The sequence below is a fragment of the Nannocystis exedens genome, assembly GCF_002343915.1.
Lineage (GTDB): Bacteria > Myxococcota_A > Polyangia > Nannocystales > Nannocystaceae > Nannocystis > Nannocystis exedens.
This window is the reverse complement of sequence record NZ_NETK01000001.1, coordinates 690,685-705,881: the sequence shown is the minus strand read 5'-3', so window position 1 is coordinate 705,881 and position 15,197 is coordinate 690,685. Positions and strand designations below refer to the sequence as shown.

Here is a 15,197-nt window from a genome sequence, read left to right as displayed (position 1 = left end):
TCACGCGAACGGCGAGCGGTAAGGCGGCCGCTTGGGCGTGTTGAGCCCGAGCTCGGCGTAGCTGGCGCGCAGGTAGACCGCGTCGATGGTGGCGACGTCGGCGGGCGCCTCGCGCAGCGCGGCGCGGGCCGCCGCGGCCCACAGCCCGGGGCCGTCGGCGCCGGGGACCTCCAGCGAGCGCGCGCGCAGCTCGGGCGGCAGGGCAGGGCCGACGGCGGTCACGCCCGGGCCGACCGCGCGGGCCTCGGCGACGAACTCGGCCGGCAGCTCGGCGAGCACCTGCTCCAAAGGACAGCAGCGATCGTCGGCCAGGCGCTCCGGTCCGTCGTCGCCGAGGACGAACGGCGCCGCGTAGACGTCGCCGCGGCGGGCGTCGAGCAGGGCCAGCACCGACCCGCGCACGTGCTCGGCGCCGGCGACGATCGCCAGCGTGCTGAGGCCGAACAGCGGGCAGTCGAGGCCGAGCGCCAGCCCCTTGGCGGTGGCGAGCGCGACGCGGCTGCCGGTGAACATCCCGGGCCCGAGGCCGCAGGCGATCGCCCCGAGCTCGCGCGGCGCCACGCCGGCCGCGGCCAGCAGCGCCGAGATCCGCGAGGTCAGCTCGGCCGAGGCCGGGCGCCCGCGATCGTCGTGCGTCGCCTCGGCCACCGCCTGCGCCTCGCCGGTCGCGCGATCGAAGCGGCCGACCGCCAGGGCGGTCCGCGGCGTCGACGTGTCGAGCGCGAGCAACCAGGTCGTCACTAGTCCATCCAGAAGCGGGTGATGTCGTTGCGCAGGGCGATCAGCAGCAGCACCAGGATGATCACCAGGCCGACCGCGCTGGCGACCTCGCGCGCGCGCTGGCCCAGCGGTCGCCGGCGCAGCGCCTCGAGCGTGAAGAACATCAGGTGCCCGCCGTCGAGGATCGGGATCGGGAGCAGGTTGACGAACCCGAGGTTGATGCTGAGCAGCGCCATCAGCAGCAGGAATTGTCCGGGGCCTTGCTCGGCCGCGGTGCCGGCGACGTTGAAGATCCCGACCACCGAGCTGAGCTCGTCGACGCCGCGCTCGAGCGTCACCATCTGCCGCAGGCTCGTCCACATCATGCCGAGCATCGACAGCGTCTCGTCGACCGCCGAGCGGACGGCGTAGGTCACGCGGCCGCGGATCGGCTCGGGCGGCGGGACCTCGCGCTTCGCGTACGGCTCGGCCCCGAAGAACAGGTAGCTGCGCTCTTGCTTGTAGATCCCGCGGTGAGTGCGGATCTCCTGCTCCACGCGGACCGTGCGCGGCGCCTCGCCCGGCGACTGCACCCGGAGGTCGATCGGCTTGGTGCCCTGGCGGTCGAGCATGACCGCGACCGTCTCCCAGCGCGTGACCGGCCGGTCGCCGACCGCGAGCACGCGATCGCCCGGGGCGATCCCCGCCTTGGCCGCCGGCGAACCGGGCGCGACCGTGCGGATGAACGTGTTGGCCGGCAAGAGCCCCGTGCTCGCGCCGCCCTCGTGTCGCGGCAGCAGCCGGGCGTGGTGCGACGCGTACCACCAGTACGTGCCGAGCTCGCCGCGCACCGGCACCGCGCGCAGGTACGTCAGGCGCAGCAGCGCGGTGCCCTGGCGAGTCAGCTCGCGCTCGAGATCCTCGACGGTCTCGATCGGCTCGCCGTTGATCGAGGTGATGATGTCGCCGGTCATGAGGCCCTGCTCGTGGGCCGGCGAGTGGGTGTCGACGATGCCGATCTGCGGCGCGTAGACCCATGGGAACACGCCCAACATGCCGCGCGCCTCGGGCTCGTCGACGGCGTTCTTGACGACGCTGCGGCGCGGCGTGACGAAGCGGTCGAAGCGGACCCCGTCGCGCTCGATCTGCAGCTTGACCTCGCGGTCGGGCGCGGCCCGCACGTGGTCCTGCATCTCGCCCCACGAGTGGATGTCGGTGCCGTCGATGGCGACGATCCGGTCGCCCGACCGCAGCTCGCTGGTGGCGGCGGCCGAGTCGTCGAGCACCGTGCCGATCACCGGCGGCGCGATCACCGTGTGCCCGAGGTAGAACGTGAAGTAGAGCAGCAGCGGCAGCAGCAGGTTGAACAGCGGTCCGGCGCCGAGGACCAGGTAGCGGGCCCACAGCGGCCGGTTCCGCAGAGCTCGGTGGGCCTCGTGCGGCGCCAGTGGTTCGTCGGGCGACTGGCCGAGCAGCGTGACATAGCCGCCGAGCGGGATCGGAGCGATCCGGTACTCGGTCTCGCCGAGCTGGATCCGCGCGAGCGCCGGGCCGAAGCCGAGCGAGAAGCGCACTACCTTGACGTCGACCAGCTTGGCGGCCAGCAGGTGGCCGAGCTCATGCACGAAGATCAGCGGGCCGATCAGGAGGATGAACGCCAGGAATTGCGTCATCGACCGCCTCCGCGGCGTCGCTCGCGGGTACCGGCGCGGTCGCGCCCGGCTGCCTCCGGCCTGGACATGGCTGACTGTGGATACTCGACCCGGGGCTCCTGGCCGAGCGTGAGGGCAGTGACGCGGCTCACAGGTCGCGTGGAGGCGCTGGGGTCGCACGGACCCGGCCGTTTTCGCCACCGCGAATCAATTCATCACCGTACACTCGCAGCGCGCAGACTCCCCGTTCCTGCGGGCCCGAGCCCGCCTGAATCCCTGCGCCGAGGGCGTCGTCACAGGCGCCACGTTCTGACCTCCAGAGGATTTTCATGCTTCGCACGTCCGTGATCCTGGTCGCGAGCTTCGGGCTGCTCGCTGGTTGTGCCTCTTCTTCGGCGAACGCGCCGCAATCGAACTCTCCCGACGCCGGCAAGGTGGACTACGACGTCGGGACGCCCAGCGGCGGCAGCGGTGGCAGCAGCACGCCGGCCGACGGCGACGGCGACGGCGGCAGCGAGCCGGCGATCAAGGGCCGCGACTCCACCACCACGCGCGGCGCTTCGGTCGGTCCCAAGGTCGTCAAGCGGATCGCGGCGAGCAAGCCGCCGAAGGCCGAGGAGCCCGAGACCCCCGCGCCGGCCAAGCCCAAGCCGGGCCGCGTCGTCAGCCCGAACGGCCTGCTCGGCGAGGCTTTCTCCATCCCCGCGGCCACCGAGAAGCTGCCCGACTTCGCCGGCCTGACGCCGACGAAGGCCTTCATTGCCTCGGGGCTCGACGCCTCCGCCACCGCGCCCGTCGTCGGCCTGCCGAAGGGCGTCGCCGCCCCGATCGCGCTGCGCTTCACCGGCTCGGTCAACGTCGTCAACGCCGGCGAGTACAAGCTGTGCGCCACCAGCGACGACGGCAGCCAGCTCTACATCGAGGACACGCTGATTGTCGACAACGACGGCGTCAAGACCTCGGCCGCCGAGGTCTGCGAGCTCGTCAGCCTCGACCCCGGCGAGTACAAGCTCGAGCTGCGCTCGTTCCACACCAGCGCGCCGATCGTCGTCGGCCTGTCCTGGGCCGAAGGCAAGGACGGCACCCCGGCCGCCATCCCGCTCAAGAGCCTGTACAAGCCCGAGGGCGCCGACGCCCGCGCCAAGGCCGGCAAGTAGGCTGTCCCCGCGAGCAGGTCTTCAAGGGCATGCCCCCAAAGACCTGTTCGATCGTCCATGGCGGAACGAGCCTGTCCGCCGGGACAGGCTCGTTTCCCCGCCGAGTTCAGGGCGCTTCGTCCTGAGCGTCGTCGTCGGCGCAGCCGATCTGCACCCGGCGGCTCGGCGCCGACTCGGCGCGCACGACCACCTGGCCGCGCCCGGCGCGGAGGAGCGACGCCTTCTCGGCGACCTCGAGGGTGCCGACGATGTCCTCGTCGATCGTCACCCCCTCGATCGGCGCCACGTACCAGTGCTTGGTCGGTAGCTGGCCGAGCGCCACCCGGCTGCCGAGCTGCAGCAGGTGCGAGTGCAGCTCCTTGTCGAGCAGCGCGATCACCCCGCCCTCGTCGGTCGTGTTCGCTCCGAGCAGGTCGGCGCGGAACAGGTAGTCCGCGGGGGCCGCGTCGGCGCTGGTGCCGTCGGGGGCGGGGACGAGCCCCGCGAGCACGTAGATCCCGAGCGGATCGGCCGCGATCTGGGCGGGTGAGGGCAGCACGGGGCCGTCGGTCGACCAGGCCACGTGGTCGCGGCGGGTCAGCACCGGCTTCTCGGCCGCCGGGTCGCGCTGGAGCGCGAGGCTGATGATGTGCGTCTGGAACGTCTCCGAAGGCATCTCCGGAGCGGGCGCTCCGTCGGGGAGCCGGGCGATCGAGATCAGCAGCGCGGCCCCGGCGACGCTGCCCGGCTCGGCGATGTCGAGGACGCTGAGCTCGCGCAGGTCGTCCCAGAAAAGCGGGCAGTTCAGCTCGCTCAACGGCGGGCAGGTCACCGCCGCCGTCATCGCCCAGCGTTCGCCGAGCCCGAGCTCCGGAGTCACCGCCGCCATGTGGAGCGGCACCTCGCCCACGGGCGTGAGCCGCGGCAGCGCGAGCAGGTGCGGGCTGTGGCCGAGGAACACCAGGCGATAGAACCACTCCGTCGTCGCGTCGCCGGGGAAGTCGGCGAGCGTCGGTCCGGCCGAGACCTCGGCGACGTCCTCGTCGATCCGCCACAGCTGCGCCTCGGTGCCGCCGTCGAGGGTCAGCCAGATCTGGCCCTCGATCGGGCCGCGCGTCAGCGTGAACTCGTGCGGCGCGCCGACGGTCGACAGGTCGACTCCCGGGATGTCCTCGGGGACACGTCGAAGCGCCAGCTCGCCGGGGTGCTCGCTCGCCAGGTACCAGGTCGCGTCCTCACCGGTCCGGGCGATCGCGGCCGCGTGGAGCCGCCAGCCCGGCAGCACGTCGGGGTCGGCGACCGCGAGCTCGATGTCCCGGCAGGTGCGGCCGACGTCGAGCACCAGCCCGGGCGGTGTCACCGGGCTGCACGCGAGCAGCAGCGCCGCGCCGACGAGTCCGCGAGCCCTCATCGCCGCGATGATACCCGCGACCCGGCCTCGCCGCGACCGACACTCGCCGACGAGTTGTCCTCGGCTCGACCGTGTCGCTGCTGGTCGCTGGAGCTGCTTCACTCGGCCACGGCGCGGATGGCCGCGATCGTCGCCGCGGCCAGGCGATCGAGCTCGTCGTCGTCGATCACCAGCGGCGGGAACCAGTAGATCGTGTCGTGCAGCGGCCGCAGGAGCACGTCTTGGGCCAGCGCGGCCTCGCGCAGCAGCAGCCCGAGCCGGCCGTCGCGCGCTCCGGGGCTGCCGGCCGCGGGGACCACCTCGAGCGCCGCGATCATCCCGGCCTGGCGGTGGGCGACCACCGCGTGGCAGGCCGCCGCGACCGCCCGACGGCGCGCCGCCATCGCCTCGACGCGGGCCGGCAAGCGGGCCAGCAGGTCGGTCGAGCGGAACAGCTCGAGCCCCGCGATCGCGGCCGCGCAGGCGATCGGGTTGGCCGTGAACGTGTGGCTGTGGAGGAAGCTGCGGGTCGGCGCGCCGCGGAAGTCGACGTCGAAGCCCTCGCGCACCAACACCGCCGCGAGCGGCAAGATCCCCGCCAGACCCTTGCTGAGGCACAGCAAGTCGGGCTGCACTTTCGACCATGTACTTGCGAACATGTGGCCGGTGCGGCCGAAGCCGACCGCGATCTCGTCGGCGATGACGTGGATCCCGAGGCGCTGGGCCGCGCGCGCCACCTCGCGATAAAAGCCCGCGCCGGTCATCGTCATCCGCCCCGCGCACTGCACGAGCGGCTCGACCACCACCGCGGTCAGCTCGTGCGCGTGCTCCTCGAGCGCCGCGATCGCGGCCTGCGTCTCGGGCGCGTCGCGACCGAGGTCGGACGCCAGGTCGGCGTGCTCGTGCTCGCGGAAGCTCGGGGCCGGCAGCTCGAGCGGCGAGAACAGCAGGGGCGCGAACGTGTCGCGGTACGCGCTGGCGCCGCAGAGGGCCAGCGCGCCCAGGGTCTCGCCGTGATAGCCGTTGCGCAGGGTGGCGAAGCGGCGGCGCTCGGGCTCGCCGCGCTGCTGGCGGGCCTGGAAGCTGAGCTTGAGCGCGACCTCGACGGCGGCCGAGCCGCAGTCGGCGTAGAACACCCGCTCGTAGCCCGGCGGCGCCGCGGCCAGCAGCGCCTCGGCGAGCGCGACCGCGGGCTCGTGGGTGAAGCCGGCGAACATCACGTGATCGAGGCGCTCGACCTGCTCGCGGACCGCGGCGACGATGGCCGGGTGGCCGTGGCCGTGGACGCACGTCCACCACGACGCGATCGCGTCGAGGATCGCCCGTCCGCCGGCCTCGTGGAGCCAGCACCCGCGGGCGCGCTCGACGGCGATCGGCGGCAGGCGGTCGAGATCGGCGAAGTGCGTCGCCGGGTGCCAGACGTGCGCGCGATCGCGGTCGATGAGCCTCGCCACCGCCGCGAGGCTGACCTCAGGCGCGCGCGCCCGTCAAGCCCCGGCGGCCGCGCCGGGCCGGTCATCGGCGTCCGCGCCGGCTTTGGCCGGACCAGCCCGCGTCCGTGCGGTCCCCATTGCGTGGGCCCGGCCGCTCGCGCAACCTTGCGGTGGGCGCGGCTCGCGACCGGCCGTGCCGCCTCGGGTTTTTGCCATGCAGCGCACGCTCTCGACCCTTCGTACCGCCCTCCGTTCGCTCCCTCTGTTCGCCGGGCTGTTCACCGCCGCCGTCGCCGGCGGCTGCGTGCTCTACGGCGAGCCCGACGACTACAAGACCTGCCAGGAGGTCGCGTGCGGCAACCATGCGAGCTGCGGCGACGGCAAGTGCTTCTGCGATCCGGGCTACGAGGGCAACCCGTACACCGGCTGTCAGGACGCGACGCCCGCGGTCGACGAGGCGTGCGCCAAGGACTGCGGGCAGAACGCCTACTGCTCCGAGGGCGACTGCTACTGCGAGCTCGACCACGTCTACGTCTGCGGGGAGAACGCCGGCTGCATGCCGACCGAGCGGCTCTGCGACAAGACCGCCGACTGTCCCAACGGGGCCGACGAGGCCATCGCGGTCTGCTCGCCGCCGATCTTCCAGGAGTGGCTGTTGACGGACGACTGCGACGACGGCCTCGACATCGAGTGGAAGCTGTTCGCGCAGGACCGCGATTGGGCCTGGCCGGACGGCGACTCGACCTTCCGCACCGCCGGCCGCGGCGTCGACGTCTATCAGACCATTCAGTGCTTCAAGGACGAATGGATCTGCTTCGCCGGCAAGTCCGGGGACGTCACCTGGGGCTTCAACCTCGACGGCACCGGGCAGTGTGAAGCGTGTTGTGCCGCCTGCGGCTCCAAAGAGCTGCTGGATCTCGGGTTCCTCACCTGCGAGGGCTGAAAGCCGGCGAGGGCGCGGGGGTGCGCGGGCCCCTTGCTTTTGCGCCTGATTGCCGCTACGTCTCCCCCGACACGCGTGTGCCCGTGTGGGCCGCATGCGGCGTTCGTGGTGGACTTCCATGACAGAGATCGCCCAGCTCTTCGAATCTGCCCTCCGCCAGAATCGGGCCACGTTGCTCCGCAAGGCCGCGATCAACACGGTGGCGCGGATGCCGGCCACCACCAAGCTCAGTGAGCTCCTCAGCAGCGAGGCCGGCGCCTCGATCCGCCAGCTCAGCATCAGCGAGCTGCGCGAGGCCCTCGCCGCGCTGGTCCCCGCGCGGGCGGGCCGCCCGGCGGCGGCCGCCGCGACGCCCGCCTCGGAGGGCGAGGGCGCGGCCAACGGCGCCGGGGAGGCGCGCGAGGTCCAGGTCTACAAGCAGATCCTCACCGCCATCGAGGACGAGCCGCTCACCATCGGCCAGCTCGCCAAGCGCATCGACTGCGACATCGCCGAGCTGCGCGGCTACCTCGCGTGGATGAAGAAGATGGGCAAGATCGACAGCACGGGGCGCGCCCGCGCGACCCGCTATCACAAGCCGGCCGGGGCCTGAGCCGCCGGCGATCGCATCTCCATGGCATTCGCGGTCGCCGACTTCCCCGAACAGGTCGCCGCGCTCAAGCACGACCTCGGCAAGTACGTCGCCTGGATGTCCGCCAACCTCGGCGACGACCACTGGCACGGTCCGCTGCGCGACGAGCTGATCGAGGCCCTGCGGCGCGATCTTCTGCGCACGCGCAGCGGCGGCGACGGCACCGTCGAGACCGCGTGGGAGCTGTGGTCGCGGTTCGCCGCCGCCTGGCCGCGCCCGTTGCCGGCGCCCGAGCTCGTCCTGGTCGAGGCCGCCGTCGACGTCCTGCGCGCGCACGGCCCGGCGCTCGTGCGCGGCGACCGCGACGCCATCGCCGCCGCGCGCCCGCAGATCCGCGCCGCGCAGCAGACGATCCGCAGCGAATTGCAGAAGCTGCACCGACGCCTCCAGTCACAGCGCGGGTGAGTCGTGCCGTCGATCCTCATCATCGACGACGAAGACAACTACCTCGAGCTGTGCCGGCGCTACATGCCCGAGCACAGCTTCCTGCCGCCGGCCCGCAACTACCGCGAGACCGCGGCGGCGCTGCGGCGCTACGCCGGCCAGGTCGACCTCGTCCTGCTCGACGTCCACTTCAACATCCCCGACGCCGAGCTGCTGCCGCACGACAAGCAGCCGCTCCTCGCCCGCGGCGGCGATCCGGCCAAGGTGTTCGAGCGGCTGCGCCGCAGCCAGGGCCTCTACATCCTCGACCAGATCCGGCAGAGCCACCCCGACCTGCCGGTGATCGTCATGACCTCGCGCGACGACCTCCCGCTCGAGGCCGACGCCGAGCGCCTGCGCGCCGAGGACTACACCTACCTCCTCGCCGACGACTACCTCGACGCGCGCGCGCTCAAGCTGCAGATCGACGGCATCCTCGCCCAGCGCGAGCGGCACGTCGCTGCGGCGAGCGAGCCGTTCTATTGGGGCAACTCGGCCGCCATGATCGGCCTGCGTCGCCGCCTCGGCATCCTCGCGCGCGGGCGCCTGCCGGTCATCATCCAGGGCGCCACCGGCACCGGCAAGAGCCTCGTCGCCCGCGAGTTCATCCACCCTCGCTCCGAGCGCGCGGGCCCGTTCGTCGCCGTCGACCTCTCGACCTTGCCGAACGACCTCATGGCCGCGCACCTGTTCGGCGTCGTCAAGGGCGCCTACACCGGCGCCACCAGCTCGCGCGAGGGCGTGCTGGCGCGGGCCCACGGCGGCACTTTGTTCCTCGACGAGATCGGCAACCTCGGCCTCGAGCTGCAGAAGTCCTTGCTGCTCGTGCTGCAGGAGGGCACCTACCGCCCGATCGGCGCCACCAAGGAGCTGCAGACCGACATCAAGCTGGTCGTCGCCACCAACGAGAACCTCGCCGCCATGGTCCGCGCCGGCCGCTTCCGCGAGGATCTCTACATGCGCCTCAACCCCGCGACCGCGGTCACCTTGCCCGGGCTCCGCGAGCGGCGCGACGACTTCCAGGAGCTGCTCGAGTGGTTCATGCGCCGCGTCACCGCCGAGGCGTACAACCGCGACCTCCTGGCCCAGTACGCGCTGCAGCGCGGCCTCCCGGCGCCCGGCCCGAACGACAACCTCGCCGTCACCGTCGGCCGATCGATCCCTCCGCGCGGCGACGCCCGGCGCATGCACGTCCTCCTGCACCCGAGCAGCTTCAAGCTGCTGCAGGAGTTCGACTGGCCCGGCAACTTCCGCCAGTTCGAGATGACCCTCTCGAACCTCCTCACCTTCACCCTCGTCGACCTCGTCGATCGGCCCGAGCGCATCGAGCCGGAAGATCTGGGCGAGGCCGGGCGTCCTGACATCATCCCGATCCTGCCGCGCACCGTCAGCGACCTCTTGCGGCCGATGACCGCGCCCGCCGCGTCCGAGGCGCCGGTCGAGGAGGTCGCGGCCGACGGCGCCGACCTCGCGCGCCTGGCGATCGTCGTGCGTCCGGGCGAATCGCTCAACGCCGTCTCGTGCGCGGTCGAGCGCCAGTACCTGGAGCACCTCTACGAGCGCTGCCTCGGCGACCTCGGCAAGATGGGCGAGATCCTCCTCAACGACGCCGGGGCGGGGCGGAAGATCCAGCTCCGCATGAACCAGCTCGGGATCAAGCTGCGCCGGCTCAAGCGCCGCGCCGACGGCTAGCGGGGGGTTTTGACCATGCGTCGCTCGCCGCCTGCGCCTGCTAACCTGTCGCCTCGGGCCGGGCGGCGCGAGCCGTCCGGCGCGGGCTCCACCACCTCGGCGAAGGGCTAGCGACCGTGCGCAAGGGACATGTCCGATCGGCAATGCGCCTTGGGGCATGCCTGTTCGCACATGTCCTCTTCGCCAGCGCGCCCGTCGCCTCGGCCGCGCCGGCCCCCACGGTCGGCAAGGCCGCCAAGAAGCCCGGCAAGGCCGAGGACGGCAGCACGGTGAAGCCGGTCTACGACCCGCTGGCCGAGCTGCCGCTGCCGCCCGAGGAGGACAGCGCGTTCGAGGAGCCCGGCGGGCTCACGCCCGAGCAGCGGATGGAGCAGTTCGACGTCAGCATGAGCCGGGCCGCGCGGTTCGAGCGCGAGGGGCGGCCGGACGACGCGCTGCGCGAGTACAACAACGCCCTCAAGCTGCAGCCCGGCGACCCCGGGGCGCTGCGCGGGCGGGCCTACCTGCGGGCCCGTCGCGCGCGCGAGAACACCTGCCCGCGGCGGGCCATCGACGACCTCAAGCTGCTGCGCACCTACGACCCGCGCGGCCTGTGGCTGGCCGAGCGGCGCACTCTGGTCGAGTGGATGGGCCGCTGCGACGAGCGCTACGACGACGAGCGGCTGAACCTCGCGCTCGAGATCGCCGAGCAGGACCCGCGCACCGAGGGTCGGCCGCCGGAGATCCGCTTCACCGTCGCCTCCTTGCTCAGCAAGCAGGCCGAGCGGGCCGCCTCGACGCGCGAGCGCGACAGCCAGCGCGAGGCGGCGCTCAAGCAGCTCGACCTCTACCGCCGCGAGTGCGTCGCCGGCGGGCGCAAGCCGGGCGCCGACGCGCTGCGGCTGCAGGCCGACCTGCTGCTCGAGCAGAACGACCTCGAGGGCGCGATCGCCATCAACGAGGAGCTCAGCGCCGCGTACCCCGGCACGCCGCTGGCCAAGCGGGCCAAGGAGCAGGTCGACGACCTGCGCCTGCAGGTCGAGCTCAACAAGCTCGAGAAGGAGCAGGGCGGCCGGCCGAGCGAGCTCGCCGAGCAGAGCTACCGGCGCGCGCTCGCCTCGATGCGCGCCGGCGACCTCGACGCCGCCGAGCGCGACTTGCTGGCCGCGATCGAGAACTCGCCGTGGTACCCCAAGGCCCACTACACCCTCGGCGTCATCTACGCCCGCAAGGGCCGGATCCCCAAGGCCGTCGATCAGCTCAAGCTGGCCGTGCGCATGGATCGCTTCGACTACGAGGCGCACATGGCCCTCGGCCTCGTCTACAAGAAGCAGTTCGCCGGCGCCGAGGACGTGCGGGCCATCGAGCACCTCGAGAAGGCGCTGCTGCTGCGGCCCGATCTGCATCACCTGCACATCCTGCTCGGCGAGCTCAACGCCCGCACCAACCGCGAGGCCGCCCGCCGGCACTACGAGCGGTTCCTGCGCACCGCGCCTGACGACGATCCCGACCGCGCGCAGGCCGAGCGCGCGCTCAAGGACCTCACGCAGGAGGTCAGCCCCGAGGAGCCGCTCTACCTCAACGAGCCGCCCGACAACCTGCAGCGCCTCGATCCGTCGCTGCAGCGCATGATCAACGAGGCCTACCTGCGCGTCTCCGAAGAAGGCGACCTCAACCAGGCCGAGAAGATCCTGCAGCGCGCGCGCGAGCGGTTCCGCAGCGAGCCGGTGGTCTACAACGAGCTCGCCAAGGTCGTGTACGCCCAGGGTCGCACCGGCGACGCGCGTCAGTTCTGGGAGCAGAGCCTGGCGCTCGCCGAGGAGCAGATGGAGGTCCACGAGCGCCTCGGCATCTTGCTCGAGGGCGACCTGCCGGCGCAGTCGACGGTCCACCTGCGCCGCGCCGCCGAGCTCGGCTCGGCGACGGCCCGCTTCCGCCTGGCCAAGCGGCTGTGGGACGACTACCACCTGATCGAGGCCTCCGAGCAGCTCGACCAGTTCCTGCGCGAGGCCGACGAGTACAACCTCCACTGGGACGCCGCGCACCGCCTGCGCGAGCGCATGGACGCGACCTTCTTGCGGATCTACCTCGGCGCCGGCGCGCTCGCGTTGTTGCTGGTGGCGATCCCGGCGTGGCAGGTCTATCGCCGCCTGCGCGGCGCCTCGCTGGCGCAGATGCTCGAGCGGGCGCCGAAGAGCTTCCCCGAGGTCGCGCGGATCTTGAGCCTCATCCGCCACGAGATCCTCAAGCACAACACCTCCTTCCTGTCGGACGTCGGCCGCGCGCTCGAGATGGACGAGCCCGACGCCGAGGCGCGCACCGCCGTCGTCGCCGCGCGCCTGTTCGGCGCCCCGCGCGACCGCAACGAGGCCACGCCGGCGCCCGGGCGCGGGTCGCTGCGCGAGCGCGGGATCCACGGCCGCTTCCTCGGCTACGTCGACGAGCTGCAGAAGGTCGGCCGCAGCCACAACATCAACCTCAACCTCTACCGCAAGGACCCGATCTTCAGCGCCATGATCGCCGCCTTCGAGGACCTGCGCGGGCTCGAGGGGCTGCAGCGGGCGCCGAACCGCGAGCGGCACGCGCTCAAGCTCGAGTGGGCGCGCCGGCTCAGCCGCAGCGGCCACGTCCTCGGCCGCAAGGCGTTCGAGGAGCTGTCGGGCGTCATTCGCTCGCTGTGCATCGTCGCCGTCGACCCGGCCACGATCCGCGAGATCTTCGCCCAGGTGGTCGCCGAGCCGCAGTTCGCCAGGGTCCAGATCGCCGAGCCGCACATCGCCGGCGAGGGCGCCAAGATCCGCGTGTTCCACACCGACCTCGAGGACATCGTCACCAACGTGCTGCGCAACTCGCTGCAGTCGAGCGTGCTGTACGGGCCGAAGCCGATCGCGCTGGGCATCGACCTCGTCACCGAGATGGACGAGATCACCGGGCTGTCGACGCTGGCGATCCGGATCAAGGACCGCTCGACCGAGCAGCTCAGCAACGAGATGCTCCGCGGCCGCTATGTCGAGCGCGGCATGGGCATCACCGCCGACCTCCTGTCGCGCTACGACGGCTCGATCGCCGTCGAGCCCGAGCGCGGCTGGCAGAAGGCGGTGGTGCTGCGCTTCTTCACCGTGGAGGAGGGGCCATGAGCGAGATCAAGGTCCTCGTCGTCGAGGACGGGGACGAGTACCTGACCAACCTCTCGACCTTCGTGGCGCGGGGGATCCGCTACACCCAGGCGAAGAGCGGCGAGCAGGCGTGCGCGCTGCTGCCGTCGCTGCAGCCCGACCTCGTGTACCTCGACATGCGCTTCGACCGCACGCCGATCGAGGCGCTGCTCGGCGACCTCGTGGCGCTGACCGCCCGCTTCAACGGCGACGTCGCCCGCGCGCGCGCCTTCCAGCAGGACAACCAGGGCCTGTTCGTGCTGCGGGCGCTGCGGGACGCCGGCTTCCGCGGCCCGGTGATCCTGTCGTACGACTTCGGCGCGGAGGAGCGGCGGTTCCGCGCCCTGTCCGAACGAGATCCTGCCCTCAGCTACTGCCCCGACTACGCCGACGCCGACACGATCTACGCCGCGATTCAGCGGGCCGTCGGGCGCACGCCCGCGTGACAATCGGCGCCGATTGGCGCATCGTCCGCCTCATGCAGCCCGCGATTCGGGTCATGATGATGCCGCGCGACACCAACGCGCACGGCACGATCTTCGGCGGTCACATCCTCAGCCTGCTCGACCAGGCCGGGGCGGTCGCGGCGCACGCCATCGGCGCGCGCAAGGTCGTGACGGTGGCGGTCCGCGAGGTCGTGTTCAAGGAGCCGGTGCACGTCGGCGACATCGTCAGCCTCTACGCCGAGGTCACGAACGTCGGGTCGACCTCGCTGACGATCCGCGTCCGGGTCGAGGCGCACGAGCCGATCGGCGGCCGCAGCGTCGAGGTCACCACCGCCGAGCTGGTCTACGTGCAAGTCGACGACCGCGGCCGCCCGGTGCCGATCCAGCGCACACTTCCGCCCCGCGACGCGGAGTGCTAGCTTGCCGGCATGAAGCGCCTCACTTGTTCCCTGTTCGCCCTGTCTCTCGGTCTCACCGCCGGCTGCGCCGAGCAGCCGGGCAAGAAGAAGGAAGAGGAGACGAAGACCGAGACGAAGACGGTCAACGGCAAGACGGTCGAGACGAAGACCGAGACGAAGACCGAGACGAAGACCGACACCAAGCCGGCCGACGCCGCGCCCGCGCCCGAGGCGAAGTAGTCCGGCATCGGCGATGCGGCTGCCGCTCCGCCATCCGCCGCACGGGCGCGACGCTCCGCTGCGGCGCTGCGCCTATCTCGAGGCGCTCGCCGAGCACGCGCGCGGCCTGGCCTTGGGGCCAGCCGCCGATCTGGTCACGCCTCGCGGCTCGCGCGGGCGGTTCGGCAGCGCGCTGCAGTGGCACTTCGGGCTCGAGCCGCACGACGGCCTCGATCGCCTCGACTGGGAGGACCGCATCGAGCTCAAGCTCGTGTCGGTCTGGCGCGCGCGCGACGGCCTCGCGTGCGACAAGCTCAAGGTCTGCGACCTCACGATCGACCCGTGGCACAAGCTCGGCAACGTGCTGTGGGTGTTCGCCGATCGTCTGACGCGGGTGGTCGTCGGCCATCGCTTCACGCGCCTGAGCGGGCCGATGCGCGAGCGGCTCGAGGCGTCGTGGACGATCGACCCGCACTTCGAGCGGCCGTCGCTGTTCGTCGAGGCGCGCGAGCAGGAGCAGCGGCAAGCGCCGGCGTACTACCTCAGCGCCGCGTGGTTCCGCGCCGAGGGGCTGTTGCCGCGCGAACTGCCGGGCGTGCTGCCGTTCGACTCGCGCTGGTGGTCGAGCGCGCGGACGGGCGGGCGCGATCCGCTGATCACACTGTGGCGCGGCGAGCCGCAGGGCGAGCTCGTCTGTCCGCGCTGCGGCGGGCCCATCCGTGCCGACCACGAGCGGCTCGGCCGCGACGGCTGGGCGCCCGCGGTCCACGCGATGCCGTTCGGCGAGCGGTGCGGTCTGCGCGCTCACTTCGCGGTGGCGGCCTCGCACCTGGCTCTCGGGCCAGGCGAGCCGGGCCGCGCCGAGCTCGAGTCGGCGCTGCAGGGGCTGCTCGGGCCCGACCAGGTCGAGCGGCTGGCCGACCACGTGGTCGAGCCCGAGGATCACCTGCACTGAGATCCGGCTGGGGGCCTTAAAATCGAGAACCCGAGATGCCGACCAA

14 protein-coding genes are annotated in these 15,197 nt (G+C 72.2%); 10 read left to right on the top strand and 4 right to left on the bottom strand.

Annotated features, from left to right (window positions below; translation table 11 throughout):
• Positions 1-741 (bottom strand): tRNA (adenosine(37)-N6)-threonylcarbamoyltransferase complex dimerization subunit type 1 TsaB, encoded by a 741-nt coding sequence (gene tsaB / locus NAEX_RS02670; RefSeq protein ID WP_170135394.1) that lies wholly within the window; start codon positions 739-741, stop codon positions 1-3.
• Positions 741-2,372, bottom strand: a complete 1,632-nt coding sequence (locus tag NAEX_RS02665) for a site-2 protease family protein (protein WP_096325949.1) — start codon at positions 2,370-2,372, stop codon at positions 741-743. Before NAEX_RS02665 ends, tsaB begins: the two co-directional genes overlap by 1 nt.
• A gap of 308 nt (positions 2,373-2,680) precedes the next feature.
• On the opposite strand from NAEX_RS02665, the gene NAEX_RS02660 reads away from it, so the two are divergent.
• Positions 2,681-3,508, top strand: coding sequence for a PA14 domain-containing protein (locus tag NAEX_RS02660; protein ID WP_096325948.1), 828 nt, complete (start codon positions 2,681-2,683; stop codon positions 3,506-3,508).
• A gap of 106 nt (positions 3,509-3,614) precedes the next feature.
• Here the strand turns inward: NAEX_RS02660 and NAEX_RS02655 are convergent, their stop codons facing one another.
• Both NAEX_RS02655 and bioA read right to left on the bottom strand, forming a co-directional pair.
• Positions 3,615-4,898, bottom strand: coding sequence for a hypothetical protein (locus NAEX_RS02655; protein ID WP_096325947.1), 1,284 nt, complete (start codon positions 4,896-4,898; stop codon positions 3,615-3,617).
• A gap of 98 nt (positions 4,899-4,996) precedes the next feature.
• A complete protein-coding gene (bioA, locus tag NAEX_RS02650; protein ID WP_096325946.1) occupies positions 4,997-6,331 on the bottom strand; it encodes an adenosylmethionine--8-amino-7-oxononanoate transaminase in 1,335 nt (444 codons plus the stop codon).
• Positions 6,332-6,524: 193 nt separating this feature from the next.
• On the opposite strand from bioA, the gene NAEX_RS02645 reads away from it, so the two are divergent.
• The 9 genes from NAEX_RS02645 (at position 6,525) to NAEX_RS02605 (ending at position 15,151) form a co-directional block, all read left to right on the top strand.
• The gene (locus NAEX_RS02645) at positions 6,525-7,253 is read left to right on the top strand and encodes a hypothetical protein (RefSeq protein ID WP_096325945.1); all 729 of its coding nucleotides are present in this window, start codon (positions 6,525-6,527) and stop codon (positions 7,251-7,253) included.
• A 118-nt stretch (positions 7,254-7,371) separates the two neighbouring features.
• Positions 7,372-7,845: a hypothetical protein gene (locus NAEX_RS02640; RefSeq protein WP_096325944.1), complete on the top strand. Its 474-nt coding sequence runs from the start codon at positions 7,372-7,374 to the stop codon at positions 7,843-7,845.
• A gap of 21 nt (positions 7,846-7,866) precedes the next feature.
• On the top strand, positions 7,867-8,289 hold the full coding sequence (locus NAEX_RS02635; RefSeq protein ID WP_096325943.1) for a hypothetical protein: 423 nt from the start codon (positions 7,867-7,869) through the stop codon (positions 8,287-8,289).
• A gap of 3 nt (positions 8,290-8,292) precedes the next feature.
• Entirely contained in the window at positions 8,293-9,999 is a 1,707-nt protein-coding gene (locus NAEX_RS02630; RefSeq protein WP_096325942.1) for a sigma-54-dependent transcriptional regulator, read from the top strand.
• A 143-nt stretch (positions 10,000-10,142) separates the two neighbouring features.
• Positions 10,143-13,115: a tetratricopeptide repeat protein gene (locus NAEX_RS02625; RefSeq protein WP_096325941.1), complete on the top strand. Its 2,973-nt coding sequence runs from the start codon at positions 10,143-10,145 to the stop codon at positions 13,113-13,115.
• Positions 13,112-13,579 carry a hypothetical protein gene (locus NAEX_RS02620; RefSeq protein WP_096325940.1) on the top strand — a complete coding sequence of 156 codons (468 nt, stop codon included), beginning with the start codon at positions 13,112-13,114 and terminating at the stop codon, positions 13,577-13,579. The genes NAEX_RS02625 and NAEX_RS02620 overlap by 4 nt, the downstream gene beginning before the upstream one ends.
• 32 nt (positions 13,580-13,611) lie before the next feature.
• On the top strand, positions 13,612-13,998 hold the full coding sequence (locus tag NAEX_RS02615) for an acyl-CoA thioesterase (protein WP_096333499.1): 387 nt from the start codon (positions 13,612-13,614) through the stop codon (positions 13,996-13,998).
• A gap of 9 nt (positions 13,999-14,007) precedes the next feature.
• Positions 14,008-14,217, top strand: a complete 210-nt coding sequence (locus tag NAEX_RS02610) for a hypothetical protein (RefSeq protein ID WP_096325939.1) — start codon at positions 14,008-14,010, stop codon at positions 14,215-14,217.
• 13 nt (positions 14,218-14,230) lie between these two features.
• Positions 14,231-15,151, top strand: coding sequence for a hypothetical protein (locus NAEX_RS02605; RefSeq protein ID WP_096325938.1), 921 nt, complete (start codon positions 14,231-14,233; stop codon positions 15,149-15,151).
• Positions 15,152-15,197: the final 46 nt, after the last annotated feature.

Excerpts from the sequence above, each read along its gene's own strand:
- NAEX_RS02655 (WP_096325947.1), bottom strand. The coding sequence starts at position 4,898 with ATGAGGGCTCGCGGACTCGTCGGCGCGGCGCTGCTGCTCGCGTGCAGC.
- NAEX_RS02635 (WP_096325943.1), top strand. The coding sequence starts at position 7,867 with ATGGCATTCGCGGTCGCCGACTTCCCCGAACAGGTCGCCGCGCTCAAG.
- NAEX_RS02665 (WP_096325949.1), bottom strand. The coding sequence starts at position 2,372 with ATGACGCAATTCCTGGCGTTCATCCTCCTGATCGGCCCGCTGATCTTC.
- NAEX_RS02610 (WP_096325939.1), top strand. The coding sequence starts at position 14,008 with ATGAAGCGCCTCACTTGTTCCCTGTTCGCCCTGTCTCTCGGTCTCACC.
- NAEX_RS02625 (WP_096325941.1), top strand. The coding sequence starts at position 10,143 with ATGCGCCTTGGGGCATGCCTGTTCGCACATGTCCTCTTCGCCAGCGCG.
- NAEX_RS02660 (WP_096325948.1), top strand. The coding sequence starts at position 2,681 with ATGCTTCGCACGTCCGTGATCCTGGTCGCGAGCTTCGGGCTGCTCGCT.
- NAEX_RS02645 (WP_096325945.1), top strand. The coding sequence starts at position 6,525 with ATGCAGCGCACGCTCTCGACCCTTCGTACCGCCCTCCGTTCGCTCCCT.
- NAEX_RS02605 (WP_096325938.1), top strand. The coding sequence starts at position 14,231 with ATGCGGCTGCCGCTCCGCCATCCGCCGCACGGGCGCGACGCTCCGCTG.
- NAEX_RS02620 (WP_096325940.1), top strand. The coding sequence starts at position 13,112 with ATGAGCGAGATCAAGGTCCTCGTCGTCGAGGACGGGGACGAGTACCTG.
- NAEX_RS02640 (WP_096325944.1), top strand. The coding sequence starts at position 7,372 with ATGACAGAGATCGCCCAGCTCTTCGAATCTGCCCTCCGCCAGAATCGG.
- NAEX_RS02615 (WP_096333499.1), top strand. The coding sequence starts at position 13,612 with ATGCAGCCCGCGATTCGGGTCATGATGATGCCGCGCGACACCAACGCG.